We start from the raw sequence: 22,955 nt of genomic DNA on the forward strand, positions 1-22,955 counted from the left end.
ACTCTTTCAACCAATTTTTCAAATCCCAAAACTACTTATTGCGTTTATTTTTAGGTTTCACCATAGTTCTTCTGTAGAAGGAAATTCCAGTTCGCGACTTCCCAACCAAAATGGTTAAAAATCGTGAAAACTAAATGACCCTAACTGATGGAGTAGAAGACTTGCTTTTTCAGGAATTATGTTATGATTGAGTATAAAAATTATATCAGACTGTTGATTTTGATCTAAGAAATTGGTTTCTTTCACGGAATAGCCATTAATACCATGAGGGAAACTTATAACTCACAGAAAAACATCTCTTTGGAAACACTCATAATAGAACTCGTCAAACGCGGATACAACCTCGAGAGGCTGAGAAAAACAAGGCAACCGCAGTAATCGTCAAGATCAAATAATAACGTGCTGCGAGAATCGCCTCCGCGATGAGCAGTCAGAATGTAATTTTTTGTTGAACATAACATACAGGAGATAATCAATGCTGAAGAAGGTAGTAAATTTAATTACCATCCTTACCATCCTTGCCACCACTACCTGTACAAGCGAGGATACTTGGAATTGGGAAGATGATATCAATATAGATGATATCCAAAAAGACAGCTGGATTTTACCCCAAAATCCAGCTGTCAGGGGACATAGAGATTCAATAAGGGAAATTCGGTATTCCCCTGATGGAAATATGCTTGCTGTAGCAAGAGGCTATGGCATTACACTATACAGTATAGAGCCCAGAAAAGAGCTCTTTGTACTCTCTGATCACACAAATTGGGTTCAATCCATATCTTTCAGTTCAACTGGAGAAACACTCGCAAGTGCAAGCTGGGATAAGACAATCCGCCTTTGGGATACTCACACAGGTACTCTCAAATACACACTCGCCCAACCTAAAGATTGGACATGGAGCGTATCTTTCAGTCCAACTGGAGAAACACTAGCGAGCGGAAGCTGGGGCACCATCTACCTCTGGAATACCAATACAGGGAAGCTGAAAAAAACATTTACTAACCCAGATAAGTGGGGAGAGATAAAATCTATATCTTTCAGTCCAGATGGTAACACGCTTGCAACTTCAAGTGAAGACAAATACCTTGATCTCTGGAATGCTAACACAGGAAAACTCAAAAAAACATTACCATCTACTAACGAGTTCGGAGAAATAAATTGCATATCTTTCAGCCCAGATGGTCCCATACTTGTAAGTGCCAGTGAAAAAACAATCCAATTGTGGAATGTTAACACAGGAACACTCGACAAAATACTTATTGGACATAAGGGTTGGGTCGAATCCATATCTTTCAGTCCAGATGGTAACACCTTTGCCAGTGCCAGTAGAGATGGAGATGTCCGCCTTTGGGATACCCGCACAGGGACTCTCAAGTACACACTCACCGCATATCGTGAAAATCAGCATGGAAAGTTTCCGGACTCTAAATGGACCGTAGCCTTCAGTCCGGATGGAAAGACACTCGCGAGTGGAAGTGATTTTGGAACAATTTACTTCTGGAGACACAGCGGAAGGTTTTAATTGGCTTCATAATGGAATTATTAGGATAGGAGACTTGGAAAAGGGAAGACTTTATGACCTCACAATACAAAATGAAACTTCCATTTACTACCACAAAAGAAATCCTTGACTGGGAGGCTCTCTACCTTGCAGGTCTATCGGAAAAGTATCAACGCCTAGAGCCGGTCATTATAGATCTGAAAAAAAAAGTAAAGGAACGCCAGACCCGCCAGACCCCCGGTGGCTACCTACTGAAAGCCGAATTGCGGAGCATGGCAGAGTGGAAATTTCACTATCTTCCGAGTAAGATAGATAAGAACCTCCCGGCGTGTATTGAGGAGGTCACCACCGCGGCGTTCCGTCTTAATGACGATTGGGAGAAACTCAAAAAGTTAATAGGGTTATATGGTGTAGGACAGTCCGTCGCGTCTGTGATCCTACACTTCTATGACAAAAAGAAATACCCTATCCTCGACCATCACGCACTTCGCTCTGTTGGGATAAAGGAAGAATGCGTCTATGGTCCCGAGTATCCATTCTGGCAGGAATATGTAGACTTCTGCCGTGCGGAAGCCGAGTGCTATAACGTTTCGATGCGAACGCTCGATCGGGCGTTATGGAAATATTCAGCGAGTGGCGCAGCGGCAGCACTCAAAGTCATAGCAGACGAAACCCTGTTTTTAGAACTCGAACGCAGGGGGATAACCTCTCAAAAGTACCTAAGAATACCTAAAACATTGCGAAGGGCGACGAGTGCCGTCGTCATGACTTCGGCATCTGACATCTTCGTAAGTCGATGCTCTTGATGTCCCGTTGCTAATAAAAAGTCGTCACAAATCGTGTAAACTGCTACAATAGTTAGGTCCATGGGGTGCTCCTTTTATGTTTTCAGATAAAAACACTATAAAGGATATTCCATGGATTTACAACTAGCAACTTGGATTAATGTTATGAGGTGAGTAACTCATGGAATACGTCGTTATTTTTGAAAAGAGCGAGAACAGTTATGGTGCTTCTGTCCCCGATCTCCCCGGATGCATCGCTGTGGGTGGAATAATGAAAGAAGTTAAAGAATTAATCGCTGAGGCTATCGAATTTCATATTGAAGGGTTAAGGGAAAATGGAGAGAGAGTTCCACAGCCATCAGCAAAGTTACCACTTCTTCAGAGTGCTTTGGGTGTTTCTGCTGCGTTCATTGAAGCACGGGTTTAACACTTATGTCAAACAGGACAGACCCCAATTTGCTCAATGAATGTTGAAGTTTTATGAGAAATTGAGGTGCTGTTTTAAGTGATTTGATCGGAAGCAGAGAGATTTTGCATGAATGATTTGAGAAACACTATTGCGCATATTCTTGAACACGAGCAACGCTTGGCAGATGCTAATGAAGCGACCATGCAACAATACGTGGTCTTACCGATTTTAAGGGCTTTAGGGTGGGACGATGCCAATTTAGCGTCTATGGAGGTCCTGCCGGAATATAAAGTTGAAAACAAAAGAGCCGATTACACCTTACAGGTTAAACGCGAACAAAACCCAATTGTTGTCATCGAGTGCAAGCGATGGGGTCAGTCAATCGAAAAATACGAAGGACAAATTTGCTTTTACGCCTATAGCAAAGATATTCCGCTTGCGATAATTACAAACGGCAAAATCTGGCGGTTTTACCTTTCTGGATGGAAAGCTTCAAGTTTGAGTGACAGGATTTTTTGTGAGATTGATATTGAGAATCGGGAGACTGCTGTTACCGATTTGGAGAAATATCTCTTGAAGGCAAATGTAATATCAGATGAAGCAGAACTGAACGCTGAGATAGCATTGGAAGAAAAAGAGAAAACTGATTTTTCCAAGCCTGTCCCGATTCCTCCTAAACCTAACCCTGCTAATGACATAACTGATCCGAAACCGATAGAACGAGAGGCAACTGTTGCTGGAGAATGGACGATAGATCGGATTAAAAATTCTCTACCTGAAGAAGTAAAGCGATACTACGAAGCAAACTATTCTGAAGACAGGCGCAATATATTTTACGGAAGGGTTACAGAAACACAGAATTTAATTCAAGCAAAAGGATGGATATTGGATGTAAAATTCACGACAAGATATTGTGGTTTTATGAATAAAAAACGGGTGGTTTTTGGTGTCAGAATTACTTATTCCCCTCCCAGATTCTTTGCCAAAGTAACCAAAGAAGAGGCCGGCAGTTTTTCAAATCACTATGAATACAGATATGATTCCGGACAGAAAAGTGCCTTTTATACTATTCCTGAAAATGTATCCGAACTTCTCCCTGTGCTTGAATTTGCCTATAATAAACATCGCGGGAAGTAATTCCGATTAGTCCTATTGTAATTATGTGCCTATCCAACCCGCCACGGACATTCCATTTTCAATTATCATCAAATATATGTTATACTTATTAAGAATTACTATATTTTGGAGATTGTAAGGATACCAACAAGGAGTTAATATGCTAACCGAGATACAGACCGCTCAAGATATATGGCCACAACTGGCTCCTATCATTTTTGTCCCACGCACAGAAAGCGATTATCAGCGACTCTCTGGTTTACGTGATGACTTAATAAGCCTTATCGGTGAAAATGAAAATCACCCATTGGTTTCATTAATGGAAATCGTTGAGGCACTCATTGAGAAATATGAGTCGGAGCAAGAATCGTTGGAGCGTGAAGATTGGTATCGTCTCTCTATGCAGACCCTTACACGTGCGTATGGAGATGACGAACCTGAATACACGACAGACATGTTGAAATGGATAAACCCAGATTATGCGGGAAAGTAGTATCGTTCTTGTTCCGTTATTACAAGCTGACGAAGAATTAAAGTATAGGCCCGCAATTGTTCTACGAGAAATGCCACTGCCTTATCGAGATCTCTTTGTTTGTGGTGTAAGCACGAGGTTGAACCAGTACGTTCAAGGGCTTGATGATATTATCTCACCAACTGATGCTGATTTTATATCAAGTGGATTACATTCAGAATCTCTAATTCGACTTAGTTTTTTAGGTGTAATCCCGCGTCGATTGGTGCGTGGAATACTTGGTAACATTTCTGAGGAGCGGCACGAACGCCTGTTGCGAAGTTTGATTGATTATTTAGTGGGCAGCGAAAATTTATAGACATTGATCTATAACCCTGTTATACTATCTACCACAGATTAACATAGGAGGAATCGGTTATGAAACTGGTTAAGTTGTCAGTCCTGATTGCCTTGTTTTGTGCTATGAGTCTTTTTTCAGCAGAAGTCGCAACCGCATTAGACGAGTGGATATATGTTGACTTAGAAGAAAAGTCAAACACATTCCTGGTCGGGCACCAATGGTGGACCAAGACCCCTGGTGACAGCACACTCTCTCTGCTGCCTATTGATAAAGTGGGGACCTTTGAGGGACCCGATGGGAAAGTCAAATTCCAGATTATTGACGGTGCAATCGTCGTTTTCGGCACCAATGCAGTGCAATGGCCCAAGGCAGTCGAAGGCATTGTTGTTGAAGGTAAGGCGAACTTCATCTACTTCCTTCACGCAACCGGATGGGAACAGAACGGTGTTCCAAGTTACGTATTCGTCATGAACTACCGGGATGGAAAAGAGGAAGAACTTGAGATGATTTCAGGTTTTAACTCCGATGATTGGTGCCATGACGATGCCGCGCTCCAAGACGATAACTCCGTCTGGGGATGGGTCAAGAAGGCAGGTGGTCCTTGTGGACACGCCGGATTGATTACCACCAAATGGGAGAATCCGCGCCCAGATATCTGGATTGATACCATAGATATCGTCTCTCTGGAATTGGGGTCGGTGCCTGTGATTCCAGCGATTACGTTGGGTGAAGCGACACTTGATGTAGAGCCTGCGGGGAAGTTGTCAGTTACTTGGGGGAGTTTAAAGGATTCACGCGGACTTTAATAGCAGTTGGCTATTGGCTGTGAGTTTTAGTTTGTCGTCTGAATCCGGATAGATAGCATTTTGGGTAAAGTAGGCGAGGTGAGAAACCTCGCCTACTTTTATGTTTTCGGGGAGCGTCGATAAAAAATTGACTTTACACAGCGTGTATGCTATAATTATAGGAGCGATTTTTAAACGCAACACTTTGTATATTTAACATTGAAGTACTAAAACAGATACAGGAGGAATTTAATGCCAGCAAAGCAAATTATCTTCGATGAAGAAGCAAGGGTGGCGCTCAAGCGCGGGGCAGATACCCTCGCCGATGCCGTGAAGGTCACCCTTGGTCCTCGTGGTAGGAATGTCGTCATTCAAAAATCTTTCGGGGCACCGCTGGTAACCTGCGATGGTGTCACCGTCGCAAAAGAAATTGAACTCCCGGACCCGTACGAAAATATGGGTGCCCAACTGCTTGAGTCCATCGCAACGAAAACCAATGATGTCGCTGGAGATGGGACGACAACTGCTACGCTGTTGGGGCAGGAAATTCTTCATGAGGGGCTCAAGAACGTTACTGCCGGTGCCGACCCGATGCAACTGAAAATCGGTATAGACAAAGCGGTAGTCGCCGCAGTTGATGCAATCACCGCACAGAGCCGCGCCGTTAGCACGCATGAGGAAATTCTACAGGTCGCCTCAATCGCTGCAAACGACCCAGCAAACGATAGCAATATCGGAACGATCGTCGCTGAAGCGATTGGGAAGGTTGGAGAAGACGGAGCAATCACTATTGAGGAAGGTAGAACCTCAGAAACCACGGTTGATATTGTGGAGGGAATGCAGTTTGATCGCGGGTTCTTATCACCGAACTTTGTGACGGATGTCCAGGAACAGGTTGTCGAATTTGAGAACCCGTATATTCTCATCAACACCGAGAAAATTAGTTCAGTTGCAACCCTTGTGCCGATTATGGAAAAGGCGATGCAGCTCGGGAGACCGCTCTTCATTATTGCCGAGGATGTTGAAGGAGAAGCACTCTCTGCCTTGGTTGTCAATAAACTCCGTGGAACGCTTCAGGTTGCCGCTGTGAAAGCTCCGGGCTTTGGAGATCGGCGGAAAGAGATGTTGGAAGACATCGCAATCCTCACGGGAGGTCAGGTCATCTCGGAAGAGACCGGTATCCGGTTAGAGAACATCGTCGTCGGTATGCTCGGCACAGCACGCCGCGTCGTCGTTGACAAAGATAACACAACGATTGTTGGCGGTAGTGGCGCGAGAAAGGCAGTTGAGGGACGAGTTGCGCAGATCCGTACGCAAATAGAGGAGACGACTTCCGAATACGACCGCGAGAAGTTAGAGGAACGCCTCGCTAAACTTGCAGGGGGCGTTGCTGTTGTTAACGTCGGTGCTGCTACGGAAATGGAGATGAAAGAGAAGAAGGCTCGATTTGAAGATGCACTCGCTGCAACGCGCGCTGCCGTTGAGGAAGGCATCGTTCCGGGTGGCGGAACCGCACTCTTACGCGCATCAGCATCTCTCAGCGAACTGGAATTGGATGGCGACCAAAATACAGGACTCGATATTGTTCGGCGTAGTTTACTTTCGCCTGTGCGTGCGATCGCAGAGAATGCTGGGTTGGAAGGTTCAATTGTGCTGGCGAAAGTGCAGGAGGGTGAAGGCAATTACGGTTTCAACGCGGCGACGGATGAGTACGGCGACATGCTCGAAGCAGGAATCGTCGATCCGACAAAAGTTGTCCGTTCAGCACTTCAGAACGCCTCCAGCATTGCTGGCTTGCTCTTAACGACAGAGACACTCGTTACAGAGATTGAAGAGCCACCGGATGCTGCCGCCGCTGCCGACCCGCATGCTGGACATTTCCATTAGAGGTATTTATTGATAGGTGTGTTTCCCAAGCGCACCTATCACCTTTGGGTGTGATAGCGGGGTTCCAGCCCGCTGTCCCAGTCACAATCAAGACAGAACATCACTTTTGGTCCCAAGTACTGGATGTTCTCACTCCCGCATTCTGGACATACCTTTATAGGCTTTTCGATTTCGACCCCTTCTCCTTGAAAGATACTCAGATAGTATACCTTCAATTCGCCTTGGTAACGATGCCCCATTGGGCAGCGTACCGAATGTGTGTCGTCATTTTCAAAGCGTTCAATCGTCTCCCGAAGGAACGTCAAACGATGGTGGCAAATTGGACACGGGTTCGGGATTAATTCCTTGAGGATAACCAAATCCGTATTGTCCTGTTCAATAGAGAGCGGCAAGGCGAGGTGATGTGCTACCTGCAAGTGAGATAGCCCTTGTGTGCCGAGTTTTTCCGAAAGTTCCGTAACAATTTGCGAATAACTTCCCGCACTCAGCACGATCTCTGTCGGGACCATCGTTCCACCCTTTAAACTGGAAAGAAGCCGATAAATGCGTTCTAAAATGGGTGCCATCCCCTACACCTTTCTACGAAAAAGAGTTAGACTGTCTTACCTTCAGTGGGTTCGGAGGCGAGTGTCTGACTGCTGCTTCGTGCCAGTGGCGATACACTCCGCTGCGAGCGATAGGCATCGGTCGGTTGGTTGCGAAGCAAAATTAGGTCGTCTCCGTCCCGCTCAATAATGTCGTTTTCCATCAGTGTTGTTTCAATTTTCCGCATACTCGTCATGAAACTGATAGTGACACGCGCTGTTGCTGCTAATTTGATTTGCCAACCGGTTGCTGTTTTCATCCGAGTGAACCCTTCGCTAATATCAAGTGACTGCATCTGTGCGGCGTTGATGATAACACCGCTCTTTGCTTGTATTGCGTCTTGGGTTTCAACCGCGCTCTCGTGATTATTTTGCTCTGCCATAGTATGCTCCATGTTGATAATGGAATTTGAATTGAACATATTCTATCATAGTAGATTACGGATTGTCAACATAGTTTTTGGGGCTTAGGACTATTCAGTTCCGGTCAGGAGTCTTCCAAGGCGTTTGAATTGTTACCAGAACCCTCCTATCTTAACTAACAACTAATAACTAACAACCACTTGACATCTATCTCCCAATTAGACTATAATATGTGGAGAAAGGAATTAGAAGAGGTATGCGATTCACCTATTTTTGGCCCGGATGGGCAATAGTACTCGGTATCGGCATTGCCATCGGCATAACTGTGTTCGTCTACTTTCGGGTAGCGCGTCCGATGCGTCCGAGGTATCGAGTTTTGCTCGTTGTCCTGCGAATCTGCGCGGCATCAATCTTGCTCGCTTGTCTTTTAGCTCCGGTCGTTATTGAGAAAAAGGACATTACACCACCGACCCACCTCTCCATTCTGGTAGATACATCGCAAAGTATGGAACTCGTGGATGAACCCACTGATGAAGTCCCAAAGTCGAGACTGCATCAGGTGAATCAACTCTTGTTTGATATTCCGAGAGGCTTCCTTCAGGCATTGCAAGCTCGATTTGAGGTACATCTCTACCCTTTTGATACCGGACTCCATCAAAGTGTTCCGCTTGCACAAAGTCTTGATGCTGAAATGCCTCAGTTTGAACCTGACGGGGCACTTACTGATATGAGTGGCGCGATACAGGAAGCAGCAGCGACATGGAAGGGGCAGCAGGCTGCAGGTATTGTGCTAATTACGGATGGTGGACACAATTCCGGGAAATTTCCTTTAGCAGCTATTGCCGGATTAGAGATGCCGGTTTATGCAGTAGGAGTCGGTGCGGTGGAACCCCCCAAGGATGTTCAAATTCAGCACATTGATTATGCACCGATTGCCTACACCGGTCATGAAAGCACGATCCGTGTGAATGTAACGCAAACCGGCTATACGGGTAAGACAACCCGACTGTCCCTCCGTGAAACGAACGGAAATGCGCTTATAGATGCTGAAACGTTGACCTTTGGACCTGACTCGCAGACTTCGACCAAATCCGAAACGGAGGAGGTTGGGACAGGTACCACTACTAAACAGGTAATTGAACTGAAGTTGACACCGCAGACCGAAGGCAATTTCCAGTATACTGTGACACTTCCGGCACTTGATGGTGAACTGACGGAAGCGAACAATCAAAAGACGTTTTCGGTGAAGGTGGTGAAGGCGAAACTCAACGTTTTCTATCTTGAAGGTAGACCCCGATGGGATTACACCTTCTTGAAACGGGTGTTAGCGCGTGATCCAGATGTTGAGGCAACCTATGCAATCTTGTCACGCGGCGGGTCAAGACGGATAGCTACTGATGCTGCGATTGAACGTTTAGATGGCTATTATCCGCAATCTACACCGGCATCCGAAACACTGAGATTCCCTGAGACCCGCGCTGAACTCTCTAAATACGATGTGCTGATTTTAGGAGATTTAGGGGACGCACATCTTACTGAGGCACAGCGACTCGCAATCGTTGACTTTGTTGAAATCCAAGGCAAACCTGTTATTTTTCTGCCATCTCGGAATATGATCGGCGTGAATGGACTGAGAAACACGGAATTGGCGCACTTATTACCGATTGATATACCCGCAAACGGATGCCGTGTACACGACGCAGAATTCACTGTACAGCTGACGCAATCTGGGCTGTTTCATCCGATGCTCCAAATGGGTGACGGCGGAAGCACACTGGAAAATAACACTGCTATATGGCAAAACATCCCTGTTTCCTTATCGCGGTTTTTTAGCGGATTTCAGCTCAGAGGTGGTGCGACTGTCCTTATGGAGAACGGAGAAGGGACACCCGTTTTGGTGCTTCAGAGAGCGGGTTTGGGTAAAAGTCTGCTTATCGCGGCGGAAGGACTCTGGAATTGGGATTTCGGCGTTAAGGCTTTTAAAGACAATCGCTATCGGACAATCTATTCACGTTTCTGGGCACAGGTTATCCGATGGATGGCGACGCATACTGATGACGAAAAACTCTATCTTGCCACGGATGCCGCAACCTATACGATAGGGGATGTGGCTAAAGTTACGGCGTATCTGTATTCTGAGACCTATCAGCGACAAACGGACGCAACGGTTCAGATTGAGGTCGTCCCACCTGACGGAACGCCGTTTCAACTCCGAATTCACAGCGCGACGGAAAACGCAAACGGATCGGCATCGCAACAGCGCATAACGTCTGACATTGGAAACCTCTATACTGCCCAATTCCAGCTGCTACAGAAGGGAACTTACCGGATTCGAGCAGTCAGCAGAAGTCGGGACTTAACGTTGGGTGAAGATCAGATTGATATTTATGCCCATCCGCAGCTTGCAGAATTGGAAGCACCCCAACTCAATGAGGTTTTGCTGAAAGAACTCGCTGAACAGACGGGTGGTGCTTATTTCACGATAGCGAACGCGGCATCGCTTCCCGAAAACATTGCCAATGTCCAAAACCCTGTGTTCGTTGATGCTGAACGTGAACTCTGGTCACATCCGCTGGTTCTCCTTGCTGTCGTCGGATTATTAGGGACTGAATGGTTCTTACGTAAGCGGATTGGGTTAGTTTGAAGTGTTCGTTGGACAGGAAAACAAGACATTTTATGATGCGATTGATGAAGTGGAGATACTTCTTTTTTTTATGTTGTCTCCTATTTTACATAGCAGTTGGCACACCAGAAGCCGGTGAGAAGCTTACTATCGCCCAGGTCCACTACGGCGGTGGCGGCGATTGGTATGGCGACGCGACGACAATTAAGAATTGGCTTCACCTCCTTCGCACGCGAACGGATATTGAAACCGCCGAGGATAGAGTGATTCTTAAGTTGACAGATCACACGCTTTACCAATACCCGATGCTCTACCTTGTCGGACACGGAAATATCCGGTTAACTGAAAGTGAGGTTGAGATTTTGCGGGACTACCTCATGAACGGTGGGTTTCTATTTGCCAATGATGATTATGGGCTTGACGAAAGTTTTCGCCGTGAAATGCGACGGGTGTTTCCCAATCAGGAATTACAGCCGATACCGAACACGCATCTGATTTACCGATGCTTCTATGAACTCGATGGGTTGCCCAAGATTCATGAACACGACGGCGAACCCGCACAAGGGTTTGGACTTTTTCACGATGGAAGAATGGTTGTTTATTACGTTTACAGTGCTGACATCGGTGATGGGCTTGAGGATGCCGATGTACATCCAGAGGATACGCCGCAGGTTCGCGAACTCGCAGCGAAAATGGCAGTGAATATTGCTGTCTATGTCCTGACGCACTAATAGAGGGTTATTAGTTATTGGTTGTTAGTTATAAGTTAAGAGAACTCTGGTAACAACCCTCGCTATCTTGTAGTCTTTAGGAATGGAAGATTGTTACTAAAAACTTCGTAACTTATAACTTATAACTTATAACCATATACACTATGAACACACAAAATGTAAATCGAGCTTATGAAAATCTGATTGTGCAGCTGCGTGCGATTCGGCGGCAATGGCGATGGCTCATTTTCTCAGAAGGGCTGCTGAAATGTCTCGGTATTCTTGCCCTTATTGGGACAGGGGTCCTCGTCGTTTTTGCGTTTAGTTTACCGATGTGGCAACTCCCATTTTCGCACTGGATACGTATGGGTGTTCTGTTGGTGTCCATAGGTGTTGCTGTCTACGCCGTAGTCCGCGCACTTGTTCTACCGCTCCGTCGCAGACTGACAGATGCAGCCGTCGCAGCCCGCCTTGAATCGACACAAGCAGAAAGTGGGTTTGCATCCGAAAATCGGATTCTGAGTGCCGTCCAACTCTGGCGGACGTTAACGGATAACCGACTCGGATATGCTCCGGAATTCATCGAGCACCTGATTCTTCAAACCAGCAGAGATATGGAACAGGTACAGCCCAAACAGGTGTTTCAGTCCGAGTTTCGGAAAATCAGGCGGAATGCGGGTGTCGCTGTTGGGGGTATCGGGCTTCTCCTGATCACATCCTTTTTCTTACCGACTGCTTTCATGGACTTTGCACACTCGTTTCGGGCACTGCCTACGACGCTCCAGACGGACGCCGAAGGTCTAAAAAATCTCATTCAGATTACAGAAATTCAGCCGGGTAACGCCCAAGTCGAGCGAGGTAGTGACGTTGACATCACTGCGCAAGTAAACGGACACTTCGGCGCGCCTGTTGAACTCTATTACCGCGTCGGAGAAGCCGATGAAGCCGCATCAACAAAATGGGAAGCCGTGCTGATGCAGAGAACCTCCGACTCTGTAGATGATCGTAACGAGCAGGTTCCCGCCCTTTCCTTGTCATACCGTGTGACGCTTGAAAAGGTGAGTCGTCCGCTTCAATACTACGTTTCTGTCGAATCGGTAGGGTCTGAGCAGTATCAACTCACGATCAGCGATGAACCAGTTGTCACACAATTTCAGTATCGCCTCAACTACCCTACTTACACCCAACTGCAATCTCAGACGTTACCGGCAAACACTGGTGATATTCAGACGCTTTTCGGAACAGAGGTCGTATTCGCAGGCGAGAGCAACAAACCGCTTGAGAAAGCCTCTCTTGTGTTTGAGGTATCTGACGAAGTGCCATTAGAGACTAAAGAGCAGTCCACAATTTACGGTTCATGGGTCGTGATTAGCCGTCAGTCGTCAGCGGTTCGCGGTTCGCGGTTCGCGGTTGGCGAGAAATACCATATCCGTATTACTGACGGTGAAGGTTTCATGAATCGGGACCCAATTAACTATACACTCACTGTTTTTGAAGATGCCGTCCCGGATGTCTCTATCGTTGCCCCGGCGCGGGATACTGTCTTAGATAACAGTATGTTGGTGGAACTGAAAGTAGAGGCAACGGATGATTACGGGATACAGGAACTCCAACTTGTCTATCGTGTTGAGGTCGAGGGTGCTGAAGAAGTGAATGTGCCGTTAAAACGTTGGGGGATTGAAGGGGCTGATGTTCGTAGAGCTGTCTTTCTGAATTATACTTGGGATGTCGATCGGATTGGTATCTTTCCGGGTGAAGTGCTTGCCTATTACGTTCAAGCCTTGGACAACGATGATGTTTCTGGACCGAATATTGGCAAGTCGCCTACCTATACGCTTCGTTTTCCATCGCTCTCAGAAATGTACGATTCGGTTGCTGCCGATCAGGAAGCGGAGCAGCGTGGACTCGATGAACTCTTTGACGAACAGGCAGATGCTACAGGGTTGGTCGATAACCTCCTTGATACTATGAAGCGGATGGGCAGAAGCAATCAGGAACTTACGCGCAACGATGAAAATCTCATGCAACAGGTGCTTGAAAACCAGAAACAGATTGAGGAGACAGCGAAGCAATTAATCGAAGATATGAAGCAGACGGCGGAGGAGATGGAGCAGAATCAACTCTTTGACACTGAGACGATTCAGAAATATCAGGAGCTCCAAAACCTCATGGAAAAAGCACTCTCTGAAGAGCACAAAGAGATTTTGCAGAAATTATCTGAGGCGTTAGAGAACCAGCAGCTGACTGAACGACAAGGTGCAATGCAGGAAGCGAATCTCAGTCAGGAACAGTTTTTACAACAATTGGAACGCGCGAAATCCCTCTACGAACAGATGCTTCTTGAGCAGGAATTAGAAGCCGCTGCGAAACAGGCAGCTGCACTCGCTGAACAACAGAAAGAATTGATGGATACATTGGAGGCGACAGCTGAGTCCGCACCTTTGAATGATCTCGCACAAAAAGAGGATCGCGTGGGTGAGGAGTTCGGACGGCTCAGTGAGAAATTAGAGAAACTCGGCACTGATATGAAGGAACTCGCGAAAGATAACGAAAACGCCCCACCGCAAATAGAACGGCTCGGAGATGAAATCCTCCGCCTCAATCAGTTTGTGCATGAATATCAGCTGCCTGAAATGCTCGATACTACCAGTGCAAACCTCCGAAGTGGACAGGACAGCGAGGCACTCGAATCGGGACGCGGCGCGCAACAGACCTTGATGGAACTCGCACAAGGCTTGGATAACGCTTTGGCATTCATGGAAGGAGCAAACGCAAACGAGTCTCTAACTGTGATGCGTGAAGCCGTTGAAAGTGGACTCTATCTCTCTCATCTCCATGAAAAGGTTATTAACCAAACGAACGACCTTCTCATCGCTGGACAAGCGAATGCCTATATCCAGAGTGAAATCTTGAAATTGCAAGAACTCGCAGCGGATGAGATTACCACAGCAGAAGGGATTACGCAACTTTCAAGTAAACTCTGGGAATTAGGAGGACGACAAATACAGGTACCGCCTGAAGTCGTCTTACATCTCAATGCTTCAAACGATGCGCTCTCTCGTGCTGCACGCGCCTTAGAGGATAGGCAACCGAGCCTCGCGCTCCCGATTCAGAGAGCCGCACTTGCGGATCTGAATCAAGCCATCTTTGAACTCCTTGAGGCGATGGCACAGATGAACCAGCAGATGGGTGCTGGTGGGTTTGAAGATATGATGCAGCAGCTCGAACAACTCGCCGAAGGTCAGGAGCAGTTAAACCAGATGGCAGAGCGTCTAAATCAACAGATGCGTGAGCAGGGGCAAACTCCTGGGCTACAACAGATGATGCAGCAACTCGCTGCCCAACAGCAGCTGATCCGAGAGGCAACGCAACGTCTCGCAGAGCGCGCTGAGGAAATGGCGCAAATGCTGGGGAGCCTTGAAGAGGTCGCTCAGGAGATGAATGCGGTCGAGAAATCTCTCCAACAAGGAAGACTTGATGATGAAGTGCTTGATAGACAGGCGCGGATTTTGACTCGGATGCTTGATAGTTTAAAATCGTTGCAGAAACGGGATGTCGGCAAGCAGCGGAAGGCGGAAGTGGCAAAAACCTCTGCTACCCCCGCACAGGAAGTTCCGCCTTTGCATCCTGAATTACTGGAAATCGTTCGGAAGTTAGAAGCTGCGCCGAATGCCAAGGAATTTGAGAATATTCCGTTTCAGTACCGTGAGCAATTAAGGCGATACTTTAAAGCACTCTCACAAAAGACTCGGTAACCCCTCTCGTTGACAAGGTTTTATGGCGCACTGGATGCGTGTTTGTGAGGAATCGGTGTATGCCTAATATGGACGGAAAACAACGAATAAATATCTCGCGACGGCGTTTCTTGAAGACGGCAACGACTGCCGCTCTTACCGCGACTGTTGCGCCAGAGGTTTTAAATGCCTTTGGTGCGCAAACGAACAATGCTACTCGCAAAAATGTTCAAATCAATACGAAGGAGAAGAAAATGAAAACAGCAGTTAGCCTCGTTGAAGATGCGTTCTACATTAATGGTGAAATTACCTATCCAGGACGTTTCTACCAAGATAATAAAATCGAAGGATTGCTCATTAACACCCGCATGGTGCAGGGTATCTTCGATGATAGGAATCCAGAGACGATTCACTTGTGGGAATATCCAGATACAGGTGAGTGGGACCCTGAGCGCAATACGCGTGAATTTTTAGCAGCGATGCCGACATGGCGCGCCCACGGCGTGCTGGCGTTCACGATCAATCTCCAAGGTGGGAGTCCGGAAGGTTATTCTAAGGCGCAGCCGTGGCACAACTCCGGCATAGAAGCTGATGGGAGTCTCAACCCGAATTACCTGTCACGACTCGAACGCATTATCGACTTTGCTGATGATCTGGGTATGGTTGTCATTCTCGGTTATTTTTATTTTGGACAGGACCATCGGCTCACCGACGAGAACGCCGTTATACAGGCGGTGGACAACGCAACCGGGTGGCTCTTTGACAAGGGATATACCAATGTGATTGTTGAAGTCAACAACGAATGTAATGTTCGATATACACATGAGATTCTACAACCGCAACGGGTACATGAATTGATTGAACGCGTGAAAGCAACGACACGCAATGGCGATAGATTCCTCACTGGGACGAGTTACGGCGGGGGTCGGGTACCACTTGAGAATGTTGTCCGTTCTTCTGACTTTCTGCTTGTTCATGGGAACGGTGTGAAGGATCCGAACCGTATTATCTCTATGGTCCAGGAAACGCGCCAGGTGCCGGGCTACCGTCCGATGCCGATTCTGTTTAATGAAGATGACCACTTTGATTTCGATAAACCGCTGAACAACTTCGTTGCTGCTGTGAGTCAATACGCCTCATGGGGCTACTTCGATCCGGGTGAAAACAACTATCATGACGGTTACCAATCCGTGCCGGTGCAATGGCAAATCAACACGCCGCGGAAACGTGCCTTTTTTCAGAAGGCTCGCGACATCACTGGCTACGATGCTTGATAGCCTCAGAAGCCAACAGCCATCATCAGAATCAACGGTATGAATGCCTTAATGGCATTCCCCGCACTCTCAGCGGTCTGAAAAGAAAAGAGGGGTTCGGTAACGCTTGCGTCTTTGCTACGCAAGTCGCGTGTGGACTTGCGGGACAATGCTGACTGCTGACTGCTGACTGCTAAAAAAGGAAAATTAAAAATATGCCACAAATTGATCCAATCTATTTTGCTATTGTTGTTGCTGTCGTCATTATGCTTGGCACGAGCGTCCGGATTCTCAAGGAATATGAGCGCGCTGTTATCTTCCGCCTCGGACGTCTAACGGGGACCCGTGGTCCAGGACTCGTGTTTATGATACCGTTCTGGATTGAACGAATGCAACGTATCAGCCTACGGGTGATCGTCAATGATGTTACCCCACAAGATGTTATTACGAAGGATAACGTTTCTGTGAGTGTCAACGCTGTGTTAACTTTCAGGGTGACTGAACCGGATAGGGCGGTCATTGAGGTCGAGGATTTCGGCTTCGCTATCGGTCAGACAGCACAGACGACGCTGCGAAGCGTACTTGGACGTGCAGAGTTGGATGATCTCCTCTCGGAACGTGAAAAGTTAAATCAAGACTTGGAAGAAATCATTAAAAGGCATTGCGAACCGTGGGGGGTTGAGGTGTTGGCGATGGAGATTAAACACGTCGATCTCCCTGTTGAGATGCAGCGGGCAATGGCGAAACAGGCAGAAGCCGAGCGGGAACGTCGCGCGAAAGTTACACACGCCGAGGGTGAATTTGAATCTGCCGAGGTCTTAACGAATGCCGCAGAAATCCTCAGTCGGATACCTACAGCCGTGCAGCTCCGATTCCTTCAAGCGTTGGTGGAGGTCAGTGCCGAGAAGAACTCGACGATGGTCTTCCCAATTCCGATAGACTTGCTGAGTCCGTTCATTGATAAGCTGAAGGTGGACGAGAAATAAAAGCGCGTCCTTATTGCGCGCGCCTGCGACCAAGGCAAGATCTCGGATAGGGAATCTGTATTTTTATTTTTTTTCTACGATTGCGTTAATTTCCGCTTCAATCTTTCGGGCAGTGTCCCGGGCGAATTGGAGTCGATTTGACGGGTGCCCCTTTGTCCTAACGCTAACGAGTAAATTGTATTTCACGAACCAGATGTCAGTCGGACCGTTTTCCCATTCCTTTCGACTCCTGTGAATACGGTGCCATGTCGCATCTCCAATGACATCTTCGGGATTGAGCTGGGGGTGAAAGTTCGCTGGCGCGGCAAAGAACCATATCCACTGACCCTCCGCCGCTTTTTTTGCAGCGGACGCGGAGGCAAATAACCAATATTGAACAGTCAGTTGAGTGCCACGCTGCTCGTATGCACTGATAATATGTAATTCCTTTAAGTGCTCTATAGGTACGCCGATGCGTTTATCCGTCCTTACTCCCATCGTGCGGAGATCATCCAGTGTAAGGAGAACAGCGTCGATTTCAAGGGCGCGATTGATAGTATTACACCCAAGGAGAGTTGTTGTCAGGAGCAGAAAAAAGCTGATGATGCTTACCGGGGTATGCTTCCTTAAAAGAATCTGTGTTTTCATTTTTTCTCCAATACTGTCTCAATTTCGGCTTCAGTGTTTCAGGCAACGGTTCTTATCTAAGGGTAGGTGTGAGGTGCTCTCATTTAAACACGGACGTGTTCCATAGGAGAATCGTTCCGTCCAGCCCGCCACTGACAAGTATCTTGCCATTCGCAGAGAAACTCACGCACAAAACCTCATCCGTATGCCCTGTGAGGGGTTTCAAAGGGTTGCCCGTCTCGGCATCCCATAACCCAACCAAGCCGTCCGTACCCCCACTGGCGATGGTCTTGCCATCGGGTGAAAAACTGATGCTTTTCACCTCACCCGTGTGCGCTATGATAGATTTCAAGCGGTTGCCCGTTCCAACATCCCATAACCGCACAGCACCGTCCACACTGCCACTGGCGATGGTCTTGCCATCGGGTGAAAGACTCACACTCTCGACAGTACCCGTATGTCCTGTAAAGGGTTTCAAGAGGTTGCCCGTCCCGACATCCCATAACCGCACGGCACCGTCCGTACCCCCACTGGCGAGCCTCTCGCTATCAGCGGAGAGACTCACACTTCTAACGCTACCCGTATGTCCCTCGAAGGTTTTTAAGTGTTTGCCCGTTTCAGCATCCCATAACCAAACCGAACCGTCCCTACTCGCACTGACGAGTGTCTTGCCGTCAGGTGAAAAACTTACACCGTCAACATTATCTTTATGCCCAGTGAGGGATTTCAAAAGCGTACCTGTCTCGGTGTCCCATAAACGAACCGTAGGGGCATCATTCGTACTGACAAGCATTTTGTTATCAGGTGAAAAACGCACATGCTCAACCCGCCCTGTATGTCCCTTAAGGGATTTCAAGAGGGTGCCCGTCTGAGTATCCCATAACCGAACCGAACCGTCCATACTCCCACTGGCAAGTATCTTGCCATTAGGGGAGAAACTCGCACGCAAAACCCACCGTGTATGTCCTCTAAGGGATTTCAAGAGGGTGCCCGTCTCAACATTCCAAAGTTGACCCCTATGGTCCTCACTCGCACTGACGAGCACCTTGCCGTCAGGTGAAAAATCCGTAGCCGTCTTCAGGAGTCGGTCGCCGTATCCAGGATGAAAATTGAAACCCAGAACATCACGGCTCTTCACCGTAACGGCCTTCAAGAGGGTGCCAGTGCCGACATCCCAGAGCCGAATGGTATTGTCCCTATCCACACTGATGAGTGTCTTGCCATCGGGTGAAAAACTTACACGCAAAATCCACCCTGTATGCCCTTTGAGGGATTTCAATAGAGTGCCGGTGTTGATATCCCAGAGCCGAATCGTCTTATCCGAAGCCACACCGACGATCATCTTGCCATCAGGAGAGAAGCGGGTACTCATAAGATTGTAAGGCCAACCGCCCTGGTGATTATATCTATGCCCTTCGAGGGATTTCAAGAAAGTGCCTGTTTCAACATCCCATAGCCAAACCGAACCGCCCCAACTCGCACTGCCGCTGACAATCATCTTGCCATCGGGCGAAAAACTCACACTCAAAACCTCATTCGTATGCCTTTTGAGGGATTGCAAGAGGGTGCCCGTCTCAATATCCCATAACTGAACTGTAGGGTCATCACTCGTACTGACGATCATCTTGCCGTCGGGTGAAAAACTCATATTCCTCATACTACCGGTGTGCGCCGCAAATACGTCAATTTCTTTCCCCGTCTGGACATCATAGAGCCAAATACCGATAGATGTTGTTACGGCAAGCCGAGTACCATCTGGTGAAAATTGGAGTTCCTTTATACTGCCTTTTCCAAGACGCATTATGGCACCTTCAGGGAGACCCACTGGGTGTAGTTTTGGGCAAATACGTTTGGGATAGAGAAAATTAAAACCAGGATCAATGGCAAAAAAATGGGAAATCGTCTCATAGACATCTGTAACTCCTTGTTATCTTTTCCATCGTATCGGGTCTATAGGATTCAATCCAACTCTGTAAGATTCAATCCGACGAGCGGTGTCCGATCAGTTATCGGATTCCCTTGGGTTAACAGCGTCCGCAATGCAACTAACCCTGTAAGGGGTGTGATGTCTCTAATAGCATTGTCTCTAATATTCAAGGTCCGCAGTCTCTTCAACTCAGCGAGCGGACGGATATCTGCTATCTTACTATCCTCCAGCGAGAGCTGCTCCAAGTTAATGAGATTCACCAGTGGGCGTAGGTCTGTTATCGGATTTCGACTCAGGTTAAGTTCTCTGAGGTTCGTGGCAAACTCTAAGCCACTAATGTTATCGATGCCTTTATCGGAGACCTTTAACTCCTGTAATCGTAGCATTTTTTCTTTCGTAAGCGGTACGTCTGGTAGCAGTCCCATCTCACCGCGCACTGCAATGCGCAACGCAGCGTCTGGCATCCACGCTTCGGCGGGATCGGTTTGTTGGGTCGTCTGTTCGATAACATCGTATTTGAAGTCTGTGAGCTTCAGTTTGGAGAGCGGCGTGAAGTCTGTTATCGGATTTCCCTGTACCCACAAAGTTTCTAAGGCAGTTAACCCCGAAAGTGGATGTACGGCTTCGATGGCGTTATGTCTAATATCCAAGACGCGCAGTTTCGTCAACCCCGCGAGGGGAAGGATATCCGAAATCCCGCTGTTTTCCAGACAGAGATACTCTAAGGCAGTGAGACGCGCTAACTGACGCACGTCTATGAGCGGACTGTTACTCACGTCGAGTTCTCTAAGATTCAATCTGTAGAGTGGACTTAAGTCTATTATCGGATTCCCTTCAATGGATAATATCCGCAGTTTTGTCAATCTCGAAAGCGGTGCTATATCCAAAATGCCGTTTCTTCGTAGAGAGAGAGTCTCTAAGTTTATTAAATTCGTCAACAGATGGAGATCAAGGTTTACCATGGGTGGGGAGACATCTCCGATATGTAAGACTTTAAGTTTCGTTAAGTTTGCGAGCGGTCGTAAGTCTGTTATTGGATTCTCACTCAGGTACAGTTCTCTGAGATTCGTGGCAAATTCTAAACCTGTGATGTCAAGGATACCTGTGCCTCCCGCATCAAGGTACACCAATCTTAACATCTTCTCTTTTGTCAATGGAACATCTGGTAGGAGTCCGACCTCACCGCGAACGACGGCGCGCAACGCTGGATCTGGCATCCATGCCTCAGAAGGTTGTGTTTGGACTGCGGGATCCGCGACGGCATCGTATTTTAGATCTATGAGATTCAGTTTGGAGAGGGGATGCAAGTCTTGTATCGGATTCATCTTGATCCACAATGCTTGCAGATTCATCAAGCCTGTGAGTGGGCTGAAGTCTTTAATATGATTGTCTGTCAGGATGAGATGCTTCAGGCTTTTCAAATTTGCGAGCGGCGCAACGTTTTGAACGTGGTTGTCAAAAAGGTCTAATTTTTCTAAGTTTATCAGATTTGCAAGCGGACGGAGATCGTCCACATAATTGTCAGCCAAATTCAGGTAGGTAAGGGCAGTCAGGGAACGCAGTGGAGATATATCAGTTACTTGGTTATTCCAGAGGCTGAGTCCAGTTAGATGGGTCAAGTTCGTGAGGGGTCTCACGTCTGAGACTTGATTACCACCGACATTGAGATTGATTAGGTCAGTGAGGGCAGCGAGCGGTCTTAAGTCAGTGACATAATTACCCGCATCGCCTAAATGTAAATCCACTAAATTTTGGGCAAATTCCAAGCCCTTTAAATCCGTAATACCTTTTCCACTCGCATGTAGGCGATGGAGCTCCAGCATTATCTCCTGCGTTAAAGGGGCGCCTGCCGGAAGTGCCAATTCCTCCCGAACAGCGGCACGCAAGGCGGGATCGGGCATCCAAGGGACGGTATCCGCTGAGTCCACCGATGCCCCTGGTGTTGCGGCTGTTTCGGACCCTTGTAATCCGGGACTATTGGTTTCATCGGTCATGAGGGTACGTCCGAATTGATTTTGAAGTGCCGGTTTGGCGTCGGTGTCAAGGACAATGAGTGTCTCAATAATTTCGATGGTCGGTTCCGATGCTGCCTCGAAACTGTAGGGTCTCTGAAACCGGGCAAGGTATTTGTTGCTGAGTCCGAGCATCAGCAGCACCAAAATCGCAGCTGCACCGGCTGCGATCCATGGAATGACGGGTTTCGTAGTTGGAGACGGGGTTGACTTCATATTGACGGTTTTCTGGGTGATGTTTTCTACGAGGTCAGCAGAAAGTTGGACCCCTCCGAGCGTCTCTTGTATCAAGAGTGTTTCATTTTCTTGTAAACGGCGGCGTGCGCGCTGCAGACGACTGGTAATCGTATTCACAGAGACCCCAAGGAATCTGCTAATCTCGCGAGTCGTCATTTCACCGAGATAATAGAGCGTCATAACAGTCCGTTCGCTCTCTGGGAGTTTATCGAGGAGTTTCTTGACGAGGGCCTGACGATGTTCAGCAGATTCAGCTTCGCGTTGCTCTGATACATAACGGGTGTATGTGGATTTATCAATTGCTTCCATAGCTGTCTCCAACAACTGGAGTTCGGATTTATGCTTTCGCCGCCAATTGCTGCAGCGTCGACTTGTCATGACATAAAGCCATCCAGCAAACTGACGGGGGTCCTTGAGGGTTGAAAGTTTATTGTAGACTTGGAGGAAGGTGTCTTGGGTAATCTCTTCGGCATGGTGAAAGTCGCCGATCTTCCGCCACGCCAGGGCGTGCACGCTTTTCTGATATTTTCGGACTAAAGCCGTGAAGGCTGCGTCATCGCCCGACAAAATCCTGTGGATCAGTTGAACATCTTCTTCTATCATTGTACGCCTCCATGATGAATGG

Annotated in this window: 18 protein-coding genes and 1 pseudogene; 13 read left to right on the forward strand and 6 right to left on the reverse strand. The window is 47.5% G+C overall.

All coding sequences use genetic code 11. The features are described from left to right. Positions 1–475 precede the first annotated feature (475 nt). From OXN25_00605 to groL, 8 genes and pseudogenes are all read left to right on the forward strand, one after another. Complete coding sequence (locus OXN25_00605) at positions 476–1,522, forward strand: WD40 repeat domain-containing protein (GenBank protein MDE0423346.1); 1,047 nt, start codon at positions 476–478, stop codon at positions 1,520–1,522. A 53-nt stretch (positions 1,523–1,575) separates the two neighbouring features. Next, the gene (locus OXN25_00610) at positions 1,576–2,307 is read left to right on the forward strand and encodes a hypothetical protein (protein MDE0423347.1); all 732 of its coding nucleotides are present in this window, start codon (positions 1,576–1,578) and stop codon (positions 2,305–2,307) included. A 160-nt stretch (positions 2,308–2,467) separates the two neighbouring features. After that, a complete protein-coding gene (locus OXN25_00615) occupies positions 2,468–2,713 on the forward strand; it encodes a type II toxin-antitoxin system HicB family antitoxin (protein ID MDE0423348.1) in 246 nt (81 codons plus the stop codon). A 159-nt stretch (positions 2,714–2,872) separates the two neighbouring features. Continuing rightward, a complete protein-coding gene (locus OXN25_00620) occupies positions 2,873–3,832 on the forward strand; it encodes a type I restriction endonuclease (protein ID MDE0423349.1) in 960 nt (319 codons plus the stop codon). Between the two features lie 139 nt (positions 3,833–3,971). Beyond that, positions 3,972–4,172: pseudogene (locus OXN25_00625) on the forward strand (hypothetical protein). 118 nt (positions 4,173–4,290) lie between these two features. Then, positions 4,291–4,641 carry a type II toxin-antitoxin system PemK/MazF family toxin gene (locus OXN25_00630; protein ID MDE0423350.1) on the forward strand — a complete coding sequence of 117 codons (351 nt, stop codon included), beginning with the start codon at positions 4,291–4,293 and terminating at the stop codon, positions 4,639–4,641. Positions 4,642–4,700: 59 nt separating this feature from the next. Further along, entirely contained in the window at positions 4,701–5,429 is a 729-nt protein-coding gene (locus tag OXN25_00635) for a hypothetical protein (GenBank protein MDE0423351.1), read from the forward strand. A gap of 231 nt (positions 5,430–5,660) precedes the next feature. Further along, the gene (groL, locus tag OXN25_00640) at positions 5,661–7,295 is read left to right on the forward strand and encodes a chaperonin GroEL (GenBank protein MDE0423352.1); all 1,635 of its coding nucleotides are present in this window, start codon (positions 5,661–5,663) and stop codon (positions 7,293–7,295) included. A gap of 38 nt (positions 7,296–7,333) precedes the next feature. Here groL and OXN25_00645 read toward each other — a convergent pair whose 3' ends face one another. Continuing rightward, positions 7,334–7,861, reverse strand: coding sequence for a hypothetical protein (locus OXN25_00645; protein ID MDE0423353.1), 528 nt, complete (start codon positions 7,859–7,861; stop codon positions 7,334–7,336). Between the two features lie 26 nt (positions 7,862–7,887). Continuing rightward, on the reverse strand, positions 7,888–8,262 hold the full coding sequence (locus OXN25_00650; protein ID MDE0423354.1) for a hypothetical protein: 375 nt from the start codon (positions 8,260–8,262) through the stop codon (positions 7,888–7,890). A gap of 236 nt (positions 8,263–8,498) precedes the next feature. Between OXN25_00650 and OXN25_00655 the strand changes: the two genes are divergently transcribed. The 4 genes from OXN25_00655 (at position 8,499) to OXN25_00670 (ending at position 16,583) form a co-directional block, all read left to right on the forward strand. Then, positions 8,499–10,886 (forward strand): hypothetical protein, encoded by a 2,388-nt coding sequence (locus tag OXN25_00655; GenBank protein ID MDE0423355.1) that lies wholly within the window; start codon positions 8,499–8,501, stop codon positions 10,884–10,886. Between the two features lie 32 nt (positions 10,887–10,918). Next, entirely contained in the window at positions 10,919–11,596 is a 678-nt protein-coding gene (locus OXN25_00660) for a DUF4159 domain-containing protein (protein MDE0423356.1), read from the forward strand. 143 nt (positions 11,597–11,739) lie between these two features. After that, entirely contained in the window at positions 11,740–15,330 is a 3,591-nt protein-coding gene (locus OXN25_00665; protein MDE0423357.1) for a hypothetical protein, read from the forward strand. Between the two features lie 233 nt (positions 15,331–15,563). Then, on the forward strand, positions 15,564–16,583 hold the full coding sequence (locus tag OXN25_00670; protein MDE0423358.1) for a hypothetical protein: 1,020 nt from the start codon (positions 15,564–15,566) through the stop codon (positions 16,581–16,583). A 5-nt stretch (positions 16,584–16,588) separates the two neighbouring features. Here OXN25_00670 and OXN25_00675 read toward each other — a convergent pair whose 3' ends face one another. Next, positions 16,589–16,732 (reverse strand): hypothetical protein, encoded by a 144-nt coding sequence (locus OXN25_00675; protein ID MDE0423359.1) that lies wholly within the window; start codon positions 16,730–16,732, stop codon positions 16,589–16,591. A gap of 45 nt (positions 16,733–16,777) precedes the next feature. On the opposite strand from OXN25_00675, the gene OXN25_00680 reads away from it, so the two are divergent. Next, positions 16,778–17,548: a slipin family protein gene (locus OXN25_00680; GenBank protein MDE0423360.1), complete on the forward strand. Its 771-nt coding sequence runs from the start codon at positions 16,778–16,780 to the stop codon at positions 17,546–17,548. A 63-nt stretch (positions 17,549–17,611) separates the two neighbouring features. On the opposite strand, the gene OXN25_00685 is transcribed toward OXN25_00680, so the two are convergent. The 3 genes from OXN25_00685 to OXN25_00695 form a co-directional block, all read right to left on the reverse strand. Then, positions 17,612–18,175, reverse strand: coding sequence for a hypothetical protein (locus tag OXN25_00685; protein ID MDE0423361.1), 564 nt, complete (start codon positions 18,173–18,175; stop codon positions 17,612–17,614). 79 nt (positions 18,176–18,254) lie between these two features. Continuing rightward, on the reverse strand, positions 18,255–19,955 hold the full coding sequence (locus OXN25_00690; protein MDE0423362.1) for a WD40 repeat domain-containing protein: 1,701 nt from the start codon (positions 19,953–19,955) through the stop codon (positions 18,255–18,257). A gap of 158 nt (positions 19,956–20,113) precedes the next feature. Continuing rightward, positions 20,114–22,933: a sigma-70 family RNA polymerase sigma factor gene (locus OXN25_00695; protein MDE0423363.1), complete on the reverse strand. Its 2,820-nt coding sequence runs from the start codon at positions 22,931–22,933 to the stop codon at positions 20,114–20,116. Positions 22,934–22,955: the final 22 nt, after the last annotated feature.

It is taken from the genome of Candidatus Poribacteria bacterium (assembly GCA_028820845.1).
Taxonomy (GTDB): Bacteria; Poribacteria; WGA-4E; order WGA-4E; family WGA-3G; genus WGA-3G.

Excerpts from the sequence above, each read along its gene's own strand:
- OXN25_00690 (MDE0423362.1), bottom strand. The coding sequence starts at position 19,955 with ATGCGTCTTGGAAAAGGCAGTATAAAGGAACTCCAATTTTCACCAGAT.
- OXN25_00655 (MDE0423355.1), top strand. The coding sequence starts at position 8,499 with ATGCGATTCACCTATTTTTGGCCCGGATGGGCAATAGTACTCGGTATC.
- OXN25_00680 (MDE0423360.1), top strand. The coding sequence starts at position 16,778 with ATGCCACAAATTGATCCAATCTATTTTGCTATTGTTGTTGCTGTCGTC.
- OXN25_00645 (MDE0423353.1), bottom strand. The coding sequence starts at position 7,861 with ATGGCACCCATTTTAGAACGCATTTATCGGCTTCTTTCCAGTTTAAAG.
- OXN25_00650 (MDE0423354.1), bottom strand. The coding sequence starts at position 8,262 with ATGGCAGAGCAAAATAATCACGAGAGCGCGGTTGAAACCCAAGACGCA.
- OXN25_00660 (MDE0423356.1), top strand. The coding sequence starts at position 10,919 with ATGATGCGATTGATGAAGTGGAGATACTTCTTTTTTTTATGTTGTCTC.
- OXN25_00630 (MDE0423350.1), top strand. The coding sequence starts at position 4,291 with ATGCGGGAAAGTAGTATCGTTCTTGTTCCGTTATTACAAGCTGACGAA.
- OXN25_00695 (MDE0423363.1), bottom strand. The coding sequence starts at position 22,933 with ATGATAGAAGAAGATGTTCAACTGATCCACAGGATTTTGTCGGGCGAT.
- groL (MDE0423352.1), top strand. The coding sequence starts at position 5,661 with ATGCCAGCAAAGCAAATTATCTTCGATGAAGAAGCAAGGGTGGCGCTC.
- OXN25_00605 (MDE0423346.1), top strand. The coding sequence starts at position 476 with ATGCTGAAGAAGGTAGTAAATTTAATTACCATCCTTACCATCCTTGCC.
- OXN25_00615 (MDE0423348.1), top strand. The coding sequence starts at position 2,468 with ATGGAATACGTCGTTATTTTTGAAAAGAGCGAGAACAGTTATGGTGCT.
- OXN25_00685 (MDE0423361.1), bottom strand. The coding sequence starts at position 18,175 with ATGAAAACACAGATTCTTTTAAGGAAGCATACCCCGGTAAGCATCATC.
- OXN25_00670 (MDE0423358.1), top strand. The coding sequence starts at position 15,564 with ATGAAAACAGCAGTTAGCCTCGTTGAAGATGCGTTCTACATTAATGGT.
- OXN25_00665 (MDE0423357.1), top strand. The coding sequence starts at position 11,740 with ATGAACACACAAAATGTAAATCGAGCTTATGAAAATCTGATTGTGCAG.
- OXN25_00610 (MDE0423347.1), top strand. The coding sequence starts at position 1,576 with ATGACCTCACAATACAAAATGAAACTTCCATTTACTACCACAAAAGAA.
- OXN25_00635 (MDE0423351.1), top strand. The coding sequence starts at position 4,701 with ATGAAACTGGTTAAGTTGTCAGTCCTGATTGCCTTGTTTTGTGCTATG.